15 protein-coding genes are annotated in these 19,156 nt (G+C 68.8%); 6 read left to right on the top strand and 9 right to left on the bottom strand.

What is annotated here, in order from left to right; all coding sequences use genetic code 11:
• Positions 1–138: 138 nt before the first annotated feature.
• The 7 genes from ACBY01_RS14145 to carA form a co-directional block, all read right to left on the bottom strand.
• A complete protein-coding gene (locus tag ACBY01_RS14145; RefSeq protein WP_416461565.1) occupies positions 139–1,149 on the bottom strand; it encodes a 2-hydroxyacid dehydrogenase in 1,011 nt (336 codons plus the stop codon).
• 13 nt (positions 1,150–1,162) lie between these two features.
• Positions 1,163–2,029: a pirin family protein gene (locus ACBY01_RS14150; RefSeq protein ID WP_416461566.1), complete on the bottom strand. Its 867-nt coding sequence runs from the start codon at positions 2,027–2,029 to the stop codon at positions 1,163–1,165.
• Complete coding sequence (locus ACBY01_RS14155; RefSeq protein WP_416461567.1) at positions 2,026–2,988, bottom strand: glutathione S-transferase family protein; 963 nt, start codon at positions 2,986–2,988, stop codon at positions 2,026–2,028. The genes ACBY01_RS14150 and ACBY01_RS14155 overlap by 4 nt, the downstream gene beginning before the upstream one ends.
• Before the next feature lie 73 nt (positions 2,989–3,061).
• Positions 3,062–3,538: a transcription elongation factor GreA gene (greA, locus tag ACBY01_RS14160; protein WP_416461568.1), complete on the bottom strand. Its 477-nt coding sequence runs from the start codon at positions 3,536–3,538 to the stop codon at positions 3,062–3,064.
• Between the two features lie 78 nt (positions 3,539–3,616).
• Positions 3,617–6,949: a carbamoyl-phosphate synthase large subunit gene (gene carB, locus ACBY01_RS14165; RefSeq protein WP_416461570.1), complete on the bottom strand. Its 3,333-nt coding sequence runs from the start codon at positions 6,947–6,949 to the stop codon at positions 3,617–3,619.
• A complete protein-coding gene (locus ACBY01_RS14170; protein WP_416461571.1) occupies positions 6,949–7,443 on the bottom strand; it encodes a hypothetical protein in 495 nt (164 codons plus the stop codon). Before ACBY01_RS14170 ends, carB begins: the two co-directional genes overlap by 1 nt.
• Positions 7,440–8,669: a glutamine-hydrolyzing carbamoyl-phosphate synthase small subunit gene (carA, locus tag ACBY01_RS14175; protein ID WP_416461572.1), complete on the bottom strand. Its 1,230-nt coding sequence runs from the start codon at positions 8,667–8,669 to the stop codon at positions 7,440–7,442. Before carA ends, ACBY01_RS14170 begins: the two co-directional genes overlap by 4 nt.
• A gap of 138 nt (positions 8,670–8,807) precedes the next feature.
• On the opposite strand from carA, the gene ACBY01_RS14180 reads away from it, so the two are divergent.
• From ACBY01_RS14180 to ACBY01_RS14205, 6 genes are all read left to right on the top strand, one after another.
• Positions 8,808–9,263, top strand: a complete 456-nt coding sequence (locus ACBY01_RS14180; protein WP_416461573.1) for a GatB/YqeY domain-containing protein — start codon at positions 8,808–8,810, stop codon at positions 9,261–9,263.
• A 45-nt stretch (positions 9,264–9,308) separates the two neighbouring features.
• Positions 9,309–11,207 (top strand): DNA primase, encoded by a 1,899-nt coding sequence (gene dnaG, locus ACBY01_RS14185; protein ID WP_416461574.1) that lies wholly within the window; start codon positions 9,309–9,311, stop codon positions 11,205–11,207.
• Between the two features lie 42 nt (positions 11,208–11,249).
• Entirely contained in the window at positions 11,250–13,277 is a 2,028-nt protein-coding gene (gene rpoD, locus ACBY01_RS14190) for an RNA polymerase sigma factor RpoD (RefSeq protein ID WP_416461575.1), read from the top strand.
• A 171-nt stretch (positions 13,278–13,448) separates the two neighbouring features.
• Positions 13,449–14,096, top strand: coding sequence for a DUF6975 family protein (locus ACBY01_RS14195; protein ID WP_416461603.1), 648 nt, complete (start codon positions 13,449–13,451; stop codon positions 14,094–14,096).
• An 82-nt stretch (positions 14,097–14,178) separates the two neighbouring features.
• Positions 14,179–14,721, top strand: coding sequence for a CHAP domain-containing protein (locus tag ACBY01_RS14200; RefSeq protein ID WP_416461576.1), 543 nt, complete (start codon positions 14,179–14,181; stop codon positions 14,719–14,721).
• Positions 14,722–14,818: 97 nt separating this feature from the next.
• Entirely contained in the window at positions 14,819–17,095 is a 2,277-nt protein-coding gene (locus ACBY01_RS14205) for a coiled-coil domain-containing protein (RefSeq protein ID WP_416461577.1), read from the top strand.
• A gap of 140 nt (positions 17,096–17,235) precedes the next feature.
• On the opposite strand, the gene ACBY01_RS14210 is transcribed toward ACBY01_RS14205, so the two are convergent.
• Both ACBY01_RS14210 and ACBY01_RS14215 read right to left on the bottom strand, forming a co-directional pair.
• Complete coding sequence (locus ACBY01_RS14210) at positions 17,236–17,496, bottom strand: DUF1467 family protein (RefSeq protein WP_416461579.1); 261 nt, start codon at positions 17,494–17,496, stop codon at positions 17,236–17,238.
• Between the two features lie 4 nt (positions 17,497–17,500).
• Entirely contained in the window at positions 17,501–19,138 is a 1,638-nt protein-coding gene (locus tag ACBY01_RS14215; protein ID WP_416461580.1) for a ribonuclease J, read from the bottom strand.
• Between the last annotated feature and the right edge of the window lie 18 nt (positions 19,139–19,156).

Here is a 19,156-nt window from a genome sequence, read left to right on the forward strand (position 1 = left end):
CGCGCGCGCCTACAACAACACCCCCAGAAAGTGCCTCGGCTTCCGTACCCCCGCCGAGGCATTCCAACTGTTGCACTTCGAATGTGAATCCACATGCTGACCTCCGTCAGCATGACGAACGAAGTCGGATCGTCACCCTCAGCCGTGCATCGCCTCCAGGCTCAGCCTCAGCGGCATCTCCTCGCCTGCGTCGGCGCGCGCGAGGCTGTCGAGCGTGGTGGTGGCGATCGCGTCGAGCGCTTCCTCGGTCAGGAACGCCTGGTGGCCGGTGACCAGCACGTTGGGGAAGGTCAGCAGCCGCTGGAACACGTCGTCCTGGATGATCTCGTTCGACAGGTCCTCGAAGAACAGGTCGGCTTCTTGCTCGTAGACGTCGAGCGCGACGCCCGCGATCTTGCGCGACTTCAGCCCCTCGATCAGCGCGGCGGTGTCGATCAGCCCGCCGCGGCTGGTGTTGACGACGATAAGCCCCGGCTGCGCCGCCGCGATCGCGGCGGCATCGACGATGTGGCGCGTCTCCGGCGTCAGCGGACAATGGAGCGTGACGATATCGACCTGGCGCAGCAGTTCGGCCGGCTCGACGTAGCGCACCCCCAGCGCCTCCAGCTCGGGATCGCGGGCGACGTCGCTCGCCAGCACTTCGCAGCCGAAACCGCCGCGGAACGCCTTCGCGACCAGCGCGCCGATCCGCCCGGTGCCGATCACCCCCACGGTGCGCCCGTGGAGGTTGCGGCCGATCAGCCCGTCGAGCGCGAAATTATTCTCCCGCACGCGGGCCCAGGCGCGGTGGATCTTGCGGTCGAGCGCCATCAGCAGCGCGACGGTGAACTCCGCCACGGCATGCGGTGAATAGGCCGGCACGCGCACCACCGCGATGCCGAGCGCCGCGGCGGCGCGCAGGTCCACGTTGTTGTAGCCCGCGCAGCGCAGCGCGACGGTCCGCACGCCGGCCTCCGCCAGCGCCCCGAGCACCTCGGCATCCAAGCGGTCGTTGACGAACACGCACACCGCCTCGTGCCCCTCGGCAAGCACGGCGGTCTGCGCGTCGAGCCGCGCTTCGAAAAAGCTCAGCGCATGGCCGAAGCGGGCATTGGCCGCCTCCAGGAAACGGCGGTCGTATGCCTTGGTACTGAACACCGCGACGCGCATGCGTCTCTCCCGATTAGAGGCGCAGGCCGGCGGGGTCGCCGAACTTGCCCGCCTGATAGTCGTGGATCGCCTGCGTGATCTCCTCGCGCCGGTTCATCACGAACGGCCCGTGCGCCACCACCGGTTCGTCGATCGGATCGGCATGGCCGAACAGCAGCAGCGCGCCGCCGTCGCTGGCGACAGCAACGGAGTCGCCGTCCCGATCGAGCTCGGCGAGGTGCCACTCGCGCACGGGCGCGCCGCCCACCGTGATGCCGCCGCGGACGACGTAGAGGAAGACGCTGCGACCCGCCGGCGCCGGCAGGTAGACCTCCGCCCCCTGCCCCAGCGCCACCACCGACATGAAGACGCTGGTGAGCGACTCGACCGGCCCCTGCTTGCCGTCGAAGCTGCCGGCGATCAGGCGCAGCGCGCTGCCCTGCCCCAGCGGCAGCGCCGGGATCGCGTCCGCCTGCACGCCGGTGTAGCGCGGCGCGGTCATCTTGAGCCGGGCGGGCAGGTTCACCCACAGCTGCAGGATCTCCATCGGCCCACCGTCGCGCTGGAACGCCGGCGGCGAGAGTTCCGCATGGATCAGTCCGGAGCCGGCCGTCATCCACTGCACACCGCCCGCATCGACGACATAGGCATGGCCGCCGGTATCGTGGTGGGCGAGGCTCCCTTCGAGGATGAAGGTCACCGTCTCGAACCCGCGGTGCGGATGCGGGCCGAACGGCAGGCCGGCGTTGCCCGGCGGATAGGTCTGCGGCCCGTGGTGATTGAGGAACAGGAACGGATCGATCTGCGGCAGCCCCGGGCCCGGCAGCGGCCGGCGAGTCACCAGGTCGGCGATGTCGTCGCGCGCCGCCGGGTGCGCCGCGATTAGGCTGCGGCCGGTCATGCGCCGAGTTCCAGCGCCAGATCCGGCCCCACCGGCACGATCCCGGTCGGATTGATGTTGGCGTGGCTCTGGTAATAGTGCCGCTTGATGTGGTCGAAATTGACCGTGCCGGCGACACCCGGCAGCCGGTAGACGTCGCGCACGAACCGCGACAGCGCCGGATAGTCGGTGACCCGGCGGATGTTGCACTTGAAATGGCCGTGATAGACCGCATCGAACCGGACGAGCGTGGTGAACAGCCGCACGTCCGCCTCGGTCAGCGTGTCGCCGAACAGATAGCGACCGCGCTCCAGCAGTACCTCGAGTTCGTCGAGCATCGCGAACAGCGGCGCCACCGCTTCCTCATACGCCTCCTGCGTGGTCGCGAAGCCGGCGCGGTACACGCCGTTGTTGACCCCGTGGTAGATGCGGTCGTTGAGCGCATCGATTTCCGTGCGCAGCGGTTCGGGATAGAAGTCGCCTGGCGTTGCACCGACCCCGTCGAAGGCGCTGCCGAACATGCGCAGGATATCGGCGGACTCGTTGCTGACGATCGTCCCGCGCTGCGTGTCCCACAGCACCGGCACCGTCACCCGCCCGCTGTAGCTCGGGTCCGCGGCGGTATAGACCTGATAGAGATAGTCCGCGCCGTGAAGCGGATCGCCGGTGACGCAAGGACCGGGCGCGAAGGTCCAGCCGTTCTCCCGCATCAGCCAGTGGACGACGGAGACGGGGATCATCGCCTCCAGCCCCTTCAGCCGCCGCGCGATCAGCGTGCGGTGCGCCCAGGGACAGGCGAGGCTGACGTAGAGATGGTAGCGCCCGGGCTCGGCCGCGAAGCCGCCTTCCCCGGTCGGACCGGGGCTGCCGTCGGGAGTCACCCAGTTGCGGAACTGGCTCTTGGAGCGCTCGAACCGCCCGTCGGTCTTGCTGGTGTCGTACCAGCGATCCTGCCAAATGCCGTCGACCAGCAATCCCATGCGTTTCCTTTCCTGGCTGTGCCGGCGGAACGCACGAGCCCGGCGAACGTCTCCGCGCGCCGGGCCAAGTTGATCAGATGAACTCGATCTTCGAGACGAGATAGTAGCGGTCGCCGGCGGGCACCGAGACCTCGACCTCGTCGTCGACCTTGCGGCCGATCAGCGCCCGGCCCAGCGGCGAGTTGTACGAGATGCGGCCGCCCTTGGCATCGGCCTCGGTCTGGCCGACGATCTGATAGCGGATCGGCTTGTCCTCGTCGTCGAGCAGCGTCACGGTCGCGCCGAACACGATCTTGTCGCCCGACAGGTCGCGCGGGTCGATCACCTGCGCGCGGCTGAGCTTGTCCTCGATGTCGGCGATCGACGCCTCGATCTGGCCCTGGCGCTCCTTGGCGGCGTGATATTCGGCGTTTTCCGAAAGATCGCCGTGCGCGCGCGCTTCCTCGATCGCATCGACGATCTGCGGCCGTTCTTCTTTGAGACGCTTCAGGTCCTGGGTGAGCTTTTCATAGCCCTCCTGGAGCATCGGCATCTTCTCGACGGTCGCCATCGTTGCGGTCCTTCGTTCACGTCCCCCGTCCGAGCGGACCCCGATGGTCCGCCCGCACGCTTCGTCTGGTTGCGGGGATCAGTTGTGCGGCCGCGAATAATAGGCCTGCAGCGGGCGCACTTCAAGGGAGCGCCGCGACAGCGCCTCGATCGCCTGCGCCGCCGCGACGCTGGACGACGCGGTGGTGAAGTACGGCACCTTCTGGGCGACCGCAGAGGCACGGATCGATTCGGAGTCGCGCAGCGACTGCCAGCCTTCGGTGGTGTTGACGATCAGCGCGATGTCGCCGTCCAGGATGCGGTCGACGATGTGCGGCCGACCCTGCGCCACCTTGTTGACCCGCTCGACCGGCACACCCGCCTGGTCGAGATAGTCGGCAGTGCCGGCCGTCGCGACGATGGTGAAGCCCATCTCGACCAGCAGCCGTGCGCCCGGCAGGATCACCGGCTTGTCGCTGTCCTTCACCGACACGAACACCGCGCCGCGCTCCGGCAGGATGACGCCGGCACCGAGCTGCGACTTGGCGAAGGCGGTGGCGAAATCGCTATCGATTCCCATGACTTCGCCGGTCGACTTCATTTCGGGGCTGAGCACCGGATCGACGCCGGGGAAGCGGCCCCACGGGAAGACGGCTTCCTTCACCGCGCTATGATCGATGTCGCGATCGATCGGCGGCAGGTCGGCCAGCTTCTCGCCCGCCATGACGCGGCTGGCGATCTTGGCGACCGGCACGCCGATCGCCTTGGCGACGAACGGCACGGTGCGCGACGCGCGCGGATTGACCTCGATGAGGTAGACCTGCCCGTCCTTGACCGCGAACTGGATGTTCATCAGCCCCTTGACCGACAACGCCTTGGCGAGCGCCACCGTCTGGCGCTCGATCTCGGCGATCAGTTCGGCCGACAGGCTGTAGGGCGGGATCGAGCAGGCGCTGTCGCCCGAATGGACGCCCGCCTCCTCGATGTGCTGCAGCACCCCCGCGACCGTCACGTCCGTGCCGTCGCTGATCGCGTCGACATCGACCTCGATCGCGTCGCGCAGATACTGGTCTATCAGGACTGGCGAGTCCCCCGACACCTGCACCGCCGTCTGGATATAGTCGTCGAGCTGGCGCTGGCTGTCGACGATCTCCATCGCGCGGCCGCCAAGCACGTAGCTCGGGCGCATCAGCACCGGGTAGCCGATGCGCTCGGCCACGGCGACCGCCTCGTCGCGGCTGCGGGCGATGCCGTTCGCCGGCTGGAGCAGCCCGAGCTTCGACACCAATGCCGCGAAGCGCTCGCGGTCCTCGGCCAGGTCGATCGCATCCGGGCTGGTGCCCAGGATCGGGATGCCCGCGTCCTCCAGCGCCTTGGCGAGGTTGAGCGGCGTCTGGCCGCCGAACTGGACGATCACGCCCAGCAAGCTGCCCTTCTGCTGCTCGACGTGCAGGATCTCCAGCACGTCCTCGGCCGTCAGCGGCTCGAAGTAGAGGCGGTCGGAGGTGTCGTAGTCGGTGCTCACCGTCTCCGGATTGCAGTTGACCATGATCGTCTCATAGCCTGCATCCGACAGCGCAAAGCACGCGTGGCAACAGCAATAGTCGAACTCGATCCCCTGGCCGATGCGGTTGGGGCCGCCGCCCAGGATCACGACCTTGGTGCGCTCGGACGGCTGGCTCTCGTCCTCGGGCTCGCCGAAGGTCGGCGCCTCGTAGGTCGAGTACATGTAGGGCGTCTTCGCCTCGAACTCGGCGGCGCAGGTGTCGATGCGCTTGAACACCGGGCGGATGCCCAGCTTCAGGCGATGCTCGCGCACCTCCGCCTCGGTGACGCCGCCCGACATCGCCTTGACGACCTCGTGGATCAGCCCGGAGCCCTGCGCGATGCCGCGCTGCATTCCGCGCAGGTGCACCGACTCGAGCGCGAGCCGCGCCAGACGCTTGTCGGAGAAGCCCATCGCCTTCAGCCGGCGCATCCCCGCCGCGTCGATCGGCAGGCCGTGCGCCTTCACCTCGTTCTCGGCGGCGACGATCTCGGCGATCCGCTCCAGGAACCACGGATCGTACTTCGCGATCGCGTGGACCTCGGCGACGGTGAAGCCCTCGCGCAGCGCCTGCGCCGCCACCAGCAGCCGGTCCGGAGTCGCGACCGCGAGCGCCGCCTCGATCAGGTCGCGACGCCCCCCCACCAGCCGCTCGACCTCGTTGAAGCCGGACAGGCCGGTCTCCAGCCCGCGCAGCGCCTTTTGCAGGCTTTCGTGGATGTTGCGGCCGATCGCCATCACCTCGCCCACCGACTTCATCGCGGTGGAGAGCACGGCCTCGGAGCCCTTGAACTTCTCGAACGCGAAGCGCGGGATCTTGGTGACGACGTAGTCGATCGTCGGCTCGAACGACGCCGGCGTCGCGCCGGTGATGTCGTTGGTGATCTCGTCCAGCGTGTAGCCAACCGCGAGCTTCGCGGCCACCTTGGCGATCGGGAAGCCGGTCGCCTTCGACGCGAGCGCCGAGGAGCGCGACACACGCGGGTTCATCTCGATGACGATCAGGCGACCGTCCTTCGGATTGACTGCGAACTGGACGTTGGAACCGCCTGTTTCGACGCCGATTTCCCGCAACACCGCGATCGATGCGTTCCGCATGATCTGGTATTCCTTGTCGGTCAGCGTCAGCGCCGGCGCGACGGTGATGGAATCGCCCGTGTGGACGCCCATCGGGTCGATGTTCTCGATCGAGCAGACGATGATGGCGTTGTCCGCACGGTCGCGGACCACCTCCATCTCATATTCCTTCCAGCCGAGCAGCGATTCCTCGATCAGCACCTCGGTCGTGGGCGACGCGTCGAGGCCGGCGCGGACGATGCGCAGGAACTCGTCCTTGTTGTAGGCGACGCCGCCGCCGGTGCCGCCGAGCGTGAAGCTCGGGCGGATGATCGCGGGCAGGCCGACCTTGTCCAGCCCCTCCAGCGCCTCCGCCTCGGTATGCGCGATCGCCGAGCGCGCGCTTTCGAGGCCGATCTTGTCCATCGCGTCGCGGAACTTCAGCCGATCCTCGGCCTTGTCGATCGCGTCGGCGTCGGCACCGATCATCTTGACGCCGAACTTGTCGAGCGTGCCGTCGCGGAACAGCGCGAGCGCGGTGTTGAGCGCGGTCTGCCCGCCCATCGTCGGCAGCACCGCGTCGGGGCGCTCCTTCTCGATGATCTTGGCGACCACCGCCGGCGTGATCGGCTCGACATAGGTCGCGTCGGCCAACTCGGGATCGGTCATGATCGTCGCCGGGTTCGAATTGACCAGGACGATGCGGAAGCCCTCTTCCTTCAGCGCCTTGATCGCCTGCACGCCCGAATAGTCGAACTCGCAGGCCTGGCCGATGACGATCGGCCCCGCGCCGATGACGAGGATGGAGGAGATGTCGGTGCGTTTTGGCATTATTTCTTCTCAGTCTCGGAATATGCTTCGTTCCCGACAAAACCAAGGTTCATCGGGAGACGGCTTTCTTTGAGTTGCTGCAGCACGCAATCGACCTTGTCGTATTCGGCATCAGGATCAGGACGGAACCGGACCTCTTCTCCCCCGCCGTGTACGAGCCATCGGTTTGGCGCTCGGCACGCGTCGGTTAGACGATCCAAGAGCTTCTGCGACGGCACTCCTGTCACTCGCTGGATCGGTTGGGCAATACGCCGCCCTTGGGCGATGAATGCAGATTGCTGGGCCTCGTTCTCTAGCGTCAGAATATAGAACGGGTGCACCGCAGTTTTCAGACAGGCCAGCTTGCGACCGGTAGTTTCCCCAATGTCGCTGATCCTGACCTCGTCAGATCGGAGCTCGTCCTCGTACGTGATAGCTATGTTCTCACGAGGGACGCCGCACTGCGCGATCGCCTCGATCGTCTGCTGATAGCCGGGCGGCGGAAGTTGGATCACCGCAACATGCCCACAAACCGCTCGAACAGGTAGAAACTGTCCTGCGGGCCGGGGCTGGCTTCGGGGTGGTACTGGACGCTGAAGGCGGGCTTGTCGGTGAGTTCCAGCCCGGCGTTGCTGCCGTCGAACAGCGAGACGTGGGTCTCGCGGACGTTGGCGGGCAGGCTGTCGCGCTCGACGGCAAAGCCATGGTTCATCGAGGTGATCTCGACTGCGCCGTCTTCCAGCCGCTTGACCGGATGGTTGGCGCCACGATGGCCCTGGAACATCTTGGTCGTGGTGGCGCCGACCGCGAGGCCGAGCAGCTGGTGGCCGAGACAGATGCCGAACAGCGGCTTGCCGGTGTCGAGCAGCTGGCGGATCACCGGCACGGCATATTCGCCGGTCGCGGCCGGATCGCCCGGGCCGTTCGACAGGAAGATGCCGTCGGGCTTCTGCGCCATCACCTCGTCGAAGGTGGCGGTGGCGGGCAGCACGGAGACGCGCGCGCCGGCCTGGACCAGGTTGCGGAAGATGTTGCGCTTCGACCCATAGTCGATCGCGACGACGTGCGGGCGGGCTGCGTCCTCAACCTGCGCGTCATCCTGACGGAAGTTAGGATCTCGTGCCGCGGGGGTCTCGCTTGTGGCAGGGGTCTCGCTCGTGTCGTAGCCCTCGCCCAGCCGCCAGATGCCGCCCTGCCAGCCATAGTGTGTCTCGCAGCTGACGTCCTTGGCGAGGTCCATGCCCTCCAGCCCCGGCCAGCCGCGTGCCTTTTCGAGCAGCGCGTCGAGGTCGAACTCGCCGGTCGGCGAATGGGCGATGACGCCGTTGGGGGCGCCGCCGACGCGGATGCGGCGGGTGAGCGCGCGCGTGTCGATGCCGGCCAAGCCGATCCGCCCGTGCTTGCGCATCCAGGCGACCAGCGGCTCGGCCGAGCGGAAGTTGCTCGGCGCGGTCGGGTCCTCCCGCACGATCATGCCCAGCGCATGGGGATCGTCCGCCTCGAGGTCGTCGGGATTGGCGCCGACGTTGCCGATGTGCGGGAAGGTGAAGGTGATGACCTGCCCGGCGAAGGACGGATCGGTCATGATTTCCTGATAGCCGGTCATCGCGGTGTGGAAGCACACCTCGCCGACCGCATCGCCCTCGGCCCCGAAGCCGCGGCCCCACAACACGTCACCGGACGCCAGAACGAGTACGCCGGTGGCTCCTTCGGGCGCGGGCATGGGTTTGGCGTCGGCCACTAGGGCGATCCTCCTGATAGATGTGCTGGCGATGTCGCTAAGCGCTGCCGGCTAAGGCCCGGCGGCGCCCGCGTCAATCTGTTAAACCCCGCCGGTTCCGGCTACCCTCCCCGGCTTTCCGACGAACCGAGAGAACCAATGATTCGCGACACCATCAAGGCTGCGCTGGTTTCCGCCATGAAAGGCGGCGACAAGCAGACCACCGCCACGATCCGCCTGATCCAGTCCGCGATCAAGAACCGCGATATCGAGGTGCGCACCGGCGGCGCGCCCGCCGACGACGATGCGCTGGTGGTCGAGGTGCTGCAGAAGATGGTGAAGCAGCGCCGCGAATCGATCGCGATGTACGAGCAGGGCAACCGCCCGGAGCTCGCCGCGAACGAGGCCGCCGAGGTCGAGGTGATCGAGCGGTTCCTGCCCCAGCAGATGGACGAGGCCGAGACGGCCGCCGCGATCGCGGCGATCAAGGCCGAGCTGGGCGCCACCGGCATGAAGGACATGGGCCGGGTGATGGCCGAGCTGAAGGCGCGCCACGGCAGCACGCTCGACATGAGCAAGGCGTCGGGCGCGGTGAAGGCGGCGCTGGCGGGCTAAGGCCCCTCCGTCCCCTGTCTTGCGCGGGGGCGGCGGCCGCGGACGATGAGCCTCTCCCCTCAATTCCTCGACGAGCTGCGCGCCCGTACCCTGTTGTCGGCGCTGGTCGGCAAGACGGTGAAGCTCCAGCGCGCGGGGCGGGAATGGCGCGCCTGCTGCCCGTTCCACGACGAGAAGACGCCCAGCTTCTACGTCAACGACGACAAGGGCTTCTACCACTGCTTCGGCTGCTCGGCGCACGGCGATGCGATCCGCTGGATGACCGAGCAGCGCGGCCTGCCGTTCATCGATGCCGTCAAGGAACTCGCCCAAGCGGCCGGGCTGGAGATGCCCGCGCAGGATCGCCGCTCGGCCGAACGCGCCCAGCGCGCCAAGGGCCTGCACGAGGCGATGGACGACGCCGCGCACTGGTTCACCGAACAGCTCCACGGCCTGTCGGGCGCCGAAGCGCGCGCCGCGCTCGACCGGCGCGGCATCTCGGCGGAGACGGCACGCAGCTTCGGCCTGGGCTTTTCTCCCGATTCGCGGGGCAAGCTGAAGGAAGCGCTCGCCAGCTACGGCGACCCGATACTGGTCGAGGCCGGGCTGCTGATCCAGGTCGAGAACAAGGCACCCTACGACCGGTTTCGCGGGCGGCTGATGATCCCGATCCGCGACGCGCGCGGGCGGGTGATCGCATTCGGCGGCCGCGTCATCGGCGACGGCGAGCCGAAGTACCTCAACTCCCCCGAGACGCCGCTGTTCGACAAGGGACGGACGCTGTTCAACCTCGACCGTGCTCAGGCCGCCGCGCGCAAGGCCGGGCGGGTGATCGCGGTCGAGGGGTATATGGACGTGATCGCGCTCGCGCAGGCGGGGTTCGGCGAGGCGGTGGCGCCGCTCGGCACGGCAATTACCGAAAGCCAGCTGGAACGGTTGTGGCGGATGGCCGACGTGCCGATCCTGTGCTTCGACGGCGATGCCGCCGGACAAAAGGCGGCGATTCGTGCCGCCCATCGCGCGCTGCCGCTGCTGGGGCCGGGACGCAGCCTCTCCTTCGTCACGCTGCCGCAGGGCCAGGATCCGGATGACCTGGTCCGCGCCAAGGGAGCCGGCGCGTTCGAGGCGCTGCTGCGCGAGACCGAGCCGCTGGTCGAGCGGCTGTGGGCGCACGAGGCGGCCGCCGAGCCACTCGCCACGCCGGAAAACCGCGCCGGGCTCAAGCGGCGCTTAAGCGAGCTTGCCCGCACGATCGGCGATCCGATGGTGCGCGACGAGTATCTGGCGGAGTTCCGCAGCCGCTGCGACGCGCTGTTCGCCCCGCCGGAACGCAACCGGCAGTGGCAAGGCGGCGGCGGCCAATGGCGAGGCAGCGGCGACCGTGGCGGCCAGCGCGGCGGCGCTTCCCGGCCGGGGCAGCGCGGCGGGTGGCGACCGCCCGAGCCGCCCCCATCCGAGACCGCGCGCCAGATCGCGCGCGGCATCGATCCGGTCCTCGCCAAGGCGGTGGTCGCCGGGCTGATCCGCCACCCGGCCGAGATCGCGCGCCACCTGGAGGTGCTAGGATCGCTGCGGCTGGCCGACGGCGCGCTCGGACGGCTGTTCGAGGCGGTGGTCGACGTGGCGCTCGCCGACCGGCAACTTGATAGCGCGGGAATCCGTACCATATTGGCGCGGTCGGGCTTCGACGACATCGCCAGCGAGCTGCTACGGGCGGACACCCTGCCCTTCTCGTTCACCCGCACGGGGACGGACGACGTGCCGCGCGCGGTGGCCGATCTGGACGAGGCGATCGCCGTGCTGGTGACGCGTCCCGCGGTGGATGCGGCATTGGCGGAGGCGACCGCGGCGGTGCAGGCCGGGGCCGACGCGACCGCGTTCGAGCGCCAGGTGGCGCTGGTTCGGGAACGCCAGGCACTGGAGGCGCGTCTTGCAAATCTGGTCCTGGCAGACGAAGACGATTAGAATCCGTCCCGGAATTCAGACCGGGCATTTCGAGGGCATTTGATGGCGAAGGCGAACGGTGGCGGCGACGACACGATGGAAACGGGCGACGCGCCGCTGATCGATCTGAACGAAGGATCGATCAAGAAGCTGGTCGCGCGTGCCAAGAAGCGCGGCTACATCACGGTCGATCAACTCAACGAGATGCTGCCGCAGGACCAGATGTCCTCGGAGCAGATCGAGGACATCATGGCCGCGCTCAACGAAATGGGCGTGAACGTCGTCGAGAACGAGGAAGCCGGCGAGGAAGGCGAGACCGAGCAGGCCGCCGACGACGGTGACGAGGAATCGTCCGACCAGCAGGACGATGCCGCCCCCGCGTTCGAGGCGGTCAAGAAGAAGGAGACGGTCGATCGCACCGACGATCCCGTCCGCATGTATCTTCGCGAGATGGGCGCCGTCGAGCTGCTCAGCCGCGAGGGCGAGATCGCGATCGCCAAGCGTATCGAGGCCGGCCGCGACACGATGATCCTCGGGCTGTGCGAAAGCCCGATCACCTTCAACGCGATCATCGGCTGGTCCGAGGCGCTGAACGAAGGCACGATGCAGCTGCGCGAGATCCTCGATCTCGACGCGATGCTGTCGAAGGGACCGTCGGCCGAGCAGGTCGAGGGTGCCGAGGACGACGACGAAGGCGACGAGATCAGCGAGAAGAACGTCGGCCCGTCGTTCAAGGAAGAGGAAGAGCCCGAGGAATCGTCGGACGAGGAGGAGGACGGCGAGCGCCGCACCCCCCGCGCGTCGGACGACGAGGAAGAGGACAACACCCTCAGCCTCGCGCAGATGGAGGAGACGCTCAAGCCGCTCGCGCTCGAGAAGTTCGCCAACATCACCGACATCTACCAGCAGTTCTCGCGCATGCAGGCGCGCCGGCTCGATGCGATGGCGTCGGGCGGCGAGCTGTCGGCCGCCGACGAGGCGACCTACCAGAAGCTGCGCGAGGACCTGACCGCCGAGGTCGAGAGCGTCCAGTTCCACCAGGCGAAGATCGAGTATCTCGTCGACCAGCTCTATGCCTTCAACCGGCGCCTGACCGCGCTGGGCGGCCAGATGCTGCGCCTTGCCGAGCGCCACAAGGTGCCGCGCAAGTCGTTCCTCGACCATTATGTCAACAACGAGCTGGACGAGCAGTGGCTCGCCTCGGTCGCGGGCATCGACAAGAAGTGGAAGGCCTTCGCCGAGAACGAGGGCGCCGCGGTCGATCGCATCCGCGGCGAGGTCGCCGAGATCGCGCAGCAGACCGGCATGGCGCTGGGCGAGTTCCGCCGCATCGTCAACATGGTGCAGAAGGCGGAGCGCGAGGCGCGCATCGCCAAGAAGGAGATGGTCGAGGCGAACCTGCGCCTCGTGATCTCCATCGCCAAGAAGTACACCAACCGCGGGCTGCAGTTCCTGGACCTCATCCAGGAGGGCAACATCGGCCTGATGAAGGCGGTGGACAAGTTCGAGTACCGCCGCGGTTACAAGTTCTCGACCTACGCCACCTGGTGGATCCGTCAGGCGATCACCCGCTCGATCGCCGATCAGGCGCGGACCATCCGCATCCCGGTCCACATGATCGAGACGATCAACAAGCTGGTCCGCACCTCGCGCCAGTTCCTCCACGAGCAGGGCCGCGAGCCCACGCCCGAGGAAATGGCCGAGCGCCTCTCCATGCCGCTGGAGAAGGTCCGCAAGGTGATGAAGATCGCCAAGGAGCCGATCTCCCTCGAAACGCCGATCGGCGACGAGGAGGATTCGCATCTCGGCGACTTCATCGAGGACAAGAACGCGATCATCCCGGTCGACGCCGCGATCCAGGCGAACCTCAAGGAGACGGTCACCCGCGTCCTCGCCAGCCTCACCCCGCGCGAGGAGCGCGTGCTGCGCATGCGCTTCGGCATCGGCATGAACACCGACCACACGCTGGAGGAAGTCGGCCAGCAGTTCTCGGTGACCCGCGAACGCATCCGCCAGATCGAGGCCAAGGCGCTGCGCAAGCTCAAGCACCCGTCGCGGTCGCGCAAGATGCGCAGCTTCCTCGACCAATAACCTGAAACCAGACGACCCGAGAGGCCCCGGCGAGCATCGCTTCCGGGGCCTTTTTCGTGCGCCCCCCTTCGGTCACACTCCGGCGGCGCAGCGAAGGACGTTAAGCGCTTCGTAACCATCCATCCAGCATAGAGCGTATCGGGTTGGACGGGGGTTCGGACCGTGGACGGGATGATCAGCGCGGTGCCGCGGAGCGCATGGACGGCGGTGGCGTCGCTCGCGACAGAGGACGGCAGCGCGGGACAGCCGCAGCTGGCGGCGCTCGCCCGCGAGACCTGCGATCCGCGCGACGTCGCCGACGCGGCTTATCACCTCTGCATCCTCCACGGCCGCCTGCCCGGCGTCATCGAGCATGCCGCCACGCACAGCGATTTCGATGCCGCCCGCTCCTGGCTGACGGAAGCCGCCTCCGGCTTCGCGCAAGAACGCGGCTATATGGTCGCGCTCGCCGCCGCGGCAGGGCCGCCGCCGAGCACCCCCGGCCAGGCGAATACCGAGGCGGCGATCGCCGCGCAGCGCCACGCCATCGACATGCTCGCCCAGTCCGAGCGGCGCGGCTGCGCGCTGGGAGCCGCGATCGCGCTGGTGCTCGACTGGCCGGCGATCCGCACCGCGCTCGATCGCGCGGCGGCCCGGCTCGGGCTCGATCCCGGCGCCTGCGAGCTCCCCGCCCGCGCCGCCACCGCCGAGTTGGTTGCCGTTCTGGGGGAAAACCGCGCGGTCGAACGCGCGATGCGGTTCGGCATCGAGCAGTTGCTCGCGCAGCACCGCGGGCTGTGGGACCTGCTCGAAGCGCGAGCGGAGGCCCGCTCCGGCTGATCGCCGCGCACGCGCCGCGCTCCACCGCAGCAGCGCCCGGCGTTAACCGCCGGGTTAGAAATACGCGACTACCTGTGCGCGCATGTTCGCTTCTCTGTTCAGGGGCGCGCTGTGTCTCGGCGTCGCCGCCGCGCTCCCGCTTTCGGCCGGCGCCCGGACGCTGCTCGACTATACCGGCGAGTGCGTGCCGTTCGCGCGCACCGCCTCGGGCGTGCAGATCTACGGCGATGCCTGGACCTGGTGGGATCAGGCCAAGGGCAAATACCCGCGCGGCCATGTTCCCAAGGTCGGCGCCGTGCTGGCGATGGCCAAATCGGCGCGGCTGCCGCTCGGCCATGTCGCCGTCGTCAGCCGAGTCATCGAGAAGCGCGTGCTGATGATCACCCACGCCAACTGGTCGCGCATCGGCGGGACCCGCGGGCAGGTGGAACGCGACGTGACGCTGTTCGACGTGTCGCCCAACAACGACTGGACGCGGGTGAAGGTCTGGTACCGCGACAACGAGGGTCTGGGCGGCAGCGAATATCCCGCGCACGGCTTCATCTACGGCGACAAGCCCGACCATGCGCTCAGCGGCGACCAGCCCGATTACGTCGGCTCGCTGATCGACGCCTATGCGCGCTGAGTTCTTGCCCTCCCCGCACGACTGAAGCGCGGCGCCGTGCGCCGAGGCGAGGGCGGCGCCGGTGTCGCGGCACGACGAGACCTGCTAAGCCGGCGTCATGGATTCCGGCTTCCCTACCGCAGGCGATTCAGCGCCAGACGAGCAGTTCTACACCGGCACGACCCTGCCGGTCACCGAGCCGGTGGTCGAGGAAGAAGCCGAACAGCCGGACACGACCGCTCGGCGCTGGCTGCTGCCGGCGGTTGCGCTGGTGCTGGCGTTCGGATGGCTGTTGACGATGCTGTGGCTGGCCGGGCCGTGGATCGGCAGCGGCCCCTTCCCGCCGCAGCTGGCCGGCTTCGTCGCGGCGCTGTGCGTGCCGCCGATGCTGCTCGCGGTGCTGTGGCTGCTGTTCCAGCGGAGCAGCGCGGCCGAGGCGCGGCGCTTCGGCGACGTGGCGCGCGGGCTGCGCAGCGAGGCCGAGAGCCTGGAGCGCACGGTCGCCGCCCTGTCGCAGCAGCTTGCCACCAACCGCGCCGAGCTCGTCGAGCAGGCGGCGGCGCTGACCACGCTGGGCGACAGTGCCAGCACGCGACTGGGCGGCATCCGCACCGGCATGGCGCAGCAGACCGAGGCGCTCAAGCGCACCGCCGAGCTGCTGGGCGACACCGCCCGCGACGCCGAACAGCGCCTGCAGCAGCTGGTCGGCGCGCTCCCCGACGCGCGTGAGGAGATCGTCGAGATCGGCCATGCGCTCGACGCCGCGGGCGAGGCGGCCGGGCGGCGGGCCGGAGAGCTCGACGCACAGCTGACATTGCTCGCCGGTCGCGGGCGCGAGGCGGATGCCGCCGCGGGCGCCGCCTCGGAGCGGCTTGCGCAGCATCTCGCGCGCATCGAAGCCTCGGGCGACGTCGCCGGCGCGCGGCTCGAAACGGTCGCGGCGAGCATGGTCGACATCCTCGAAGCGGTGCTCGAACGCACCGGCAGCGTCTTCGAACACGCCCGGACCGAACTGGCCGCCGAGGGCGACGCCGCGATCCTGCGGCTCCAGCAGGAACACCAGGCGATCGAGCGCACCATGCGCGAGGGCAGCGACGCGCTCGACGCGCGCATCGTCCGGATCGAGGCGGCACTGGGCCAGGTCGGCGCCACGCTCGCCGAACGCCGGCACGAGAGCGACGCGCTGCTCGGCGCGCTGACGCAGGGGATCGAGGAGGCCGACGCACGCTTCGCAACGCTGCACGCGAGCGGCACCGAGCGCGCCCAGGCACTCGCCGCCGCGATCGGCGCGCTGCGCACTGCGGTCGATGCCACCACCCAGGCGATGCGCGCGGGCGACGCCACCGCGCACGAGGTCATCACCACCGCCGAGCGGCTGCTCACCGCGCTCGACGCCGCCGCGCGCGAGCTCGACGAGACGCTGCCGACCGCGCTCGAGCGGCTCGACGCACGGCTGGGCGCAAGCCGCCGCGAGGTCGCCGAGGCACGGCCCGAGCTGCTGGCGCTGATCGGCGATGCCGAGACCTCCCATGCCGCGGTGGCACGGGTCGGCACGATGATCGAGGATCAGCGCCACGCGATCACCACCGCGACCCGGGCGCTCGCCGAGGCGCTGGAGACCGGACGCGATCGCATCGAGGGCGTCCACGGCATCGTCGATGCGACGGTCGCCACCACCCAACGCTTCGCCACCGAAGCGGCACCGCAGCTGATCGAGGCGCTGGAGCGGATCAGGACCAGCGCGTCGACGACCGCGGAAGAGACGAAGGACGCCCTCGAGCGCATCCTTCCCGCTGCGGCCAAGAAGCTCCACACCGAAAGCGCCGCCGCGCTGTCGCGGGCGATCGACCGTGCCGTCGTCGGCCAGGTGACCGCGCTCGGCGAGGCGTCGGCGCAGGCGGTCGAGGCGGCGCACCGCGCATCCGAACGGCTGTCGCAGAAGCTCGCCGAACTGTCGCAGACCAGCGCCGCAATGGAGGCCCGCATCGCCGAGCAGGAGGCGGAGCGCGAGGCAAGCGACAGCGACACGCTGGCGCGCCGCGTGTCGCTGCTCATCGAGGCGATGCACTCGGCCTCGATCGACATCACCCGCGCCTTCTCGCAGGAGGTGACCGACGCCGCCTGGGCGGCCTATCTGAAGGGCGATCGCGGGGTGTTCACGCGGCGCGCGGTCAAGCTGATCGACGCGGCGCAAGCGCGCGAGATCGCACAGCTCTACGACGAGGACGCCGGCTTCCGCGAGCAGGTCAACCGCTACATCCACGATTTCGAGGCGATGCTGCGCCAGATCCTGACGCTGCGCGACGGATCGCCGCTGGGCGTGACGCTGCTGTCGTCCGACATGGGCAAGCTCTACGTCGCGCTGGCGCAGGCGATCGAGCGTTTGCGGGGGTGAGGGCACGTCCTCTCGCCGTCATGCTGACGCAAGTCAGCATCCAGACACGCTCGGCTTGCGACTCCTGACGTAGCGGCAATGGATCCTGACTTTCGTCAGGATAACAAAAGGGGGGCGGCTGGGCTTTGCCCCCGCCCCGCTCAGTTGAAGAAGTCCAGCTTCTCCGGCGTCAGCCAGCCATAGACGTAGTTAAGCCAGAACAACCCGAACAGCACCGCCGACACCAGCGTCGTGCGCAGCACGACCTTGCCCGCGGCGAACTGCGCCGGCGCGCTCTCCGCCTGACCCGGGACGTGGGCGTGGCCCGCCTCCTCGGCGGTGCGCACGCCGAACGGCAGCACCAGGAACGCGCTCAGCACCCAGAACAGCAGGTAGATCGCCAGCGCCGACTGCCAGTGCATCGCCTCATCCCTCGATCAGCAGCACGTCCACGATCGGCTTCTTGCCGGTCCAGCGGCTGGCGACGCGACGCACCGCGAGCCGCAGCGCCTCGCGGAGCTTCTCGCGGTCGCGGCCGCCCTTACGCACCGCTTCCTCGGCCGCCTCGGCGGCTTCTTCCAGGAACGGATCGCGCTCGTCCTCGACCGGCACGCCCTGTGCGCGCACGACCGGCGTGCCGATCAGCCGGCCGCCGCGGTCGATCGCGACCGCCACCGACATCTGGCCGTAGAGCGCGATGCGGCGACGCTCGTTGATGGTCGATCCGTCGGCGGGCAGGATCACGTCACCGTCGAGCGCCAGGCGCCCGACCACGGCATGGCCGATCCGCTTGGGCTCGCCGGGGGCGAGCCGCAGGATGTCGCCGTCCTTCTGCACGACCGCGTCGGGCACGCCCTGCGCCAGCGCGAAACGCGCGTGCTCGGCGAGATGCCGCGCCTCGCCGTGGACCGGCACCACCAGTTCGGGGCGGATCCAGCGGTACATCGCGGCGAGCTCGGGGCGCCCGGGATGGCCGGAGACGTGGACGTGCGCCTGACGGTCGGTGATCATCTCGACGCCCTTGGTCGCAAGCGCGTTCATGATCCGGCCGATCGCGACCTCGTTGCCCGGGATCTGCTTGGACGAGAAGACGACGCGGTCGCCTTCCTGCAGGCTGATCGGGTGGGTCCCCTCGGCGACTCGGGCGAGCGCGGCGCGCGCCTCCCCCTGCCCGCCGGTCGCGATGATGAGCACCTCGTTGCGCGGCATCCGCATCGCGGTGTCGAAGTCGACCGTCGGCGGGAAGTCCTGGAGATACCCCGTCGCCCGCGCCACGCGCAGGATGCGATCGAGCGAGCGGCCGGCGACGCAGACCGTGCGCCCGGTCTCGCGCGCAATCGCGCCCAGCGTCGCAAGCCGCGCCGCGTTGGAGGCGAAGGTCGTCACCATCACCCGGCCGGGTGCGCTGTCGATCACCTCGAGCAGCCCGGGGTGCACGTCCGCCTCGGAGCCCGACGCCTTGTCGTTGAAGACGTTGGTCGAATCGCACACGAGCGCGAACACGCCCTCATCGCCGATCGCCTTGAGCTCAGCCGGGGTAGAGGGCGTGCCGACCAGCGGCGACTCGTCCAGCTTCCAGTCGCCGGTGTGCAGCACGCGGCCGTGCGACGTCTCGATCAGCAGCGCATTGCCCTCGGGGATCGAGTGGGCGAGCGGCACGAAGCGAACGCCGAACGGACCGGTGCGAACGCTCCCGCCACGCTCGACGACGTTGAGCTCGACGCGATCGGCGATCCCCTCTTCCTCCAGCTTCCCGCGGATCAGCCCGGCGGTGAACGGCGTGGCGTAGATCGGCACGTCGAGGTCGGCGGCAAGGTACGGCAGCGCGCCGATGTGGTCCTCGTGCCCGTGGGTGATGACGATACCGACCAGATCGTCGAGCCGATCCTCGATGAACTGGAGGTCCGGGAGCATCACGTCGATTCCCGGATAGGCGGGGTCGGCGAAGGTGATGCCGCAATCGACCATCAACCACTTGCCCTGGGTACCGTAGAGATTGACGTTCATGCCGATCTCGCCCGATCCGCCGAGCGCGACAAAAAAAAGTTCGTTTCCGGGAGTCACTGGGTTCTTTCTCAATCT

This window comes from Sphingomonas mangrovi (assembly GCF_047975845.1).
Lineage (GTDB): Bacteria > Pseudomonadota > Alphaproteobacteria > Sphingomonadales > Sphingomonadaceae > Sphingomonas.

What these genes read in the sequence shown, in the direction of transcription:
- ACBY01_RS14210 (WP_416461579.1), bottom strand. Translation starts at nt 17,496, where the DNA reads ATGCACTGGCAGTCGGCGCTGGCGATCTACCTGCTGTTCTGGGTGCTG.
- ACBY01_RS14150 (WP_416461566.1), bottom strand. Translation starts at nt 2,029, where the DNA reads ATGACCGGCCGCAGCCTAATCGCGGCGCACCCGGCGGCGCGCGACGAC.
- ACBY01_RS14200 (WP_416461576.1), top strand. Translation starts at nt 14,179, where the DNA reads ATGTTCGCTTCTCTGTTCAGGGGCGCGCTGTGTCTCGGCGTCGCCGCC.
- rpoD (WP_416461575.1), top strand. Translation starts at nt 11,250, where the DNA reads ATGGCGAAGGCGAACGGTGGCGGCGACGACACGATGGAAACGGGCGAC.
- ACBY01_RS14205 (WP_416461577.1), top strand. Translation starts at nt 14,819, where the DNA reads ATGGATTCCGGCTTCCCTACCGCAGGCGATTCAGCGCCAGACGAGCAG.
- ACBY01_RS14195 (WP_416461603.1), top strand. Translation starts at nt 13,449, where the DNA reads ATGATCAGCGCGGTGCCGCGGAGCGCATGGACGGCGGTGGCGTCGCTC.
- ACBY01_RS14180 (WP_416461573.1), top strand. Translation starts at nt 8,808, where the DNA reads ATGATTCGCGACACCATCAAGGCTGCGCTGGTTTCCGCCATGAAAGGC.
- ACBY01_RS14155 (WP_416461567.1), bottom strand. Translation starts at nt 2,988, where the DNA reads ATGGGATTGCTGGTCGACGGCATTTGGCAGGATCGCTGGTACGACACC.
- ACBY01_RS14145 (WP_416461565.1), bottom strand. Translation starts at nt 1,149, where the DNA reads ATGCGCGTCGCGGTGTTCAGTACCAAGGCATACGACCGCCGTTTCCTG.
- greA (WP_416461568.1), bottom strand. Translation starts at nt 3,538, where the DNA reads ATGGCGACCGTCGAGAAGATGCCGATGCTCCAGGAGGGCTATGAAAAG.
- carB (WP_416461570.1), bottom strand. Translation starts at nt 6,949, where the DNA reads ATGCCAAAACGCACCGACATCTCCTCCATCCTCGTCATCGGCGCGGGG.
- dnaG (WP_416461574.1), top strand. Translation starts at nt 9,309, where the DNA reads ATGAGCCTCTCCCCTCAATTCCTCGACGAGCTGCGCGCCCGTACCCTG.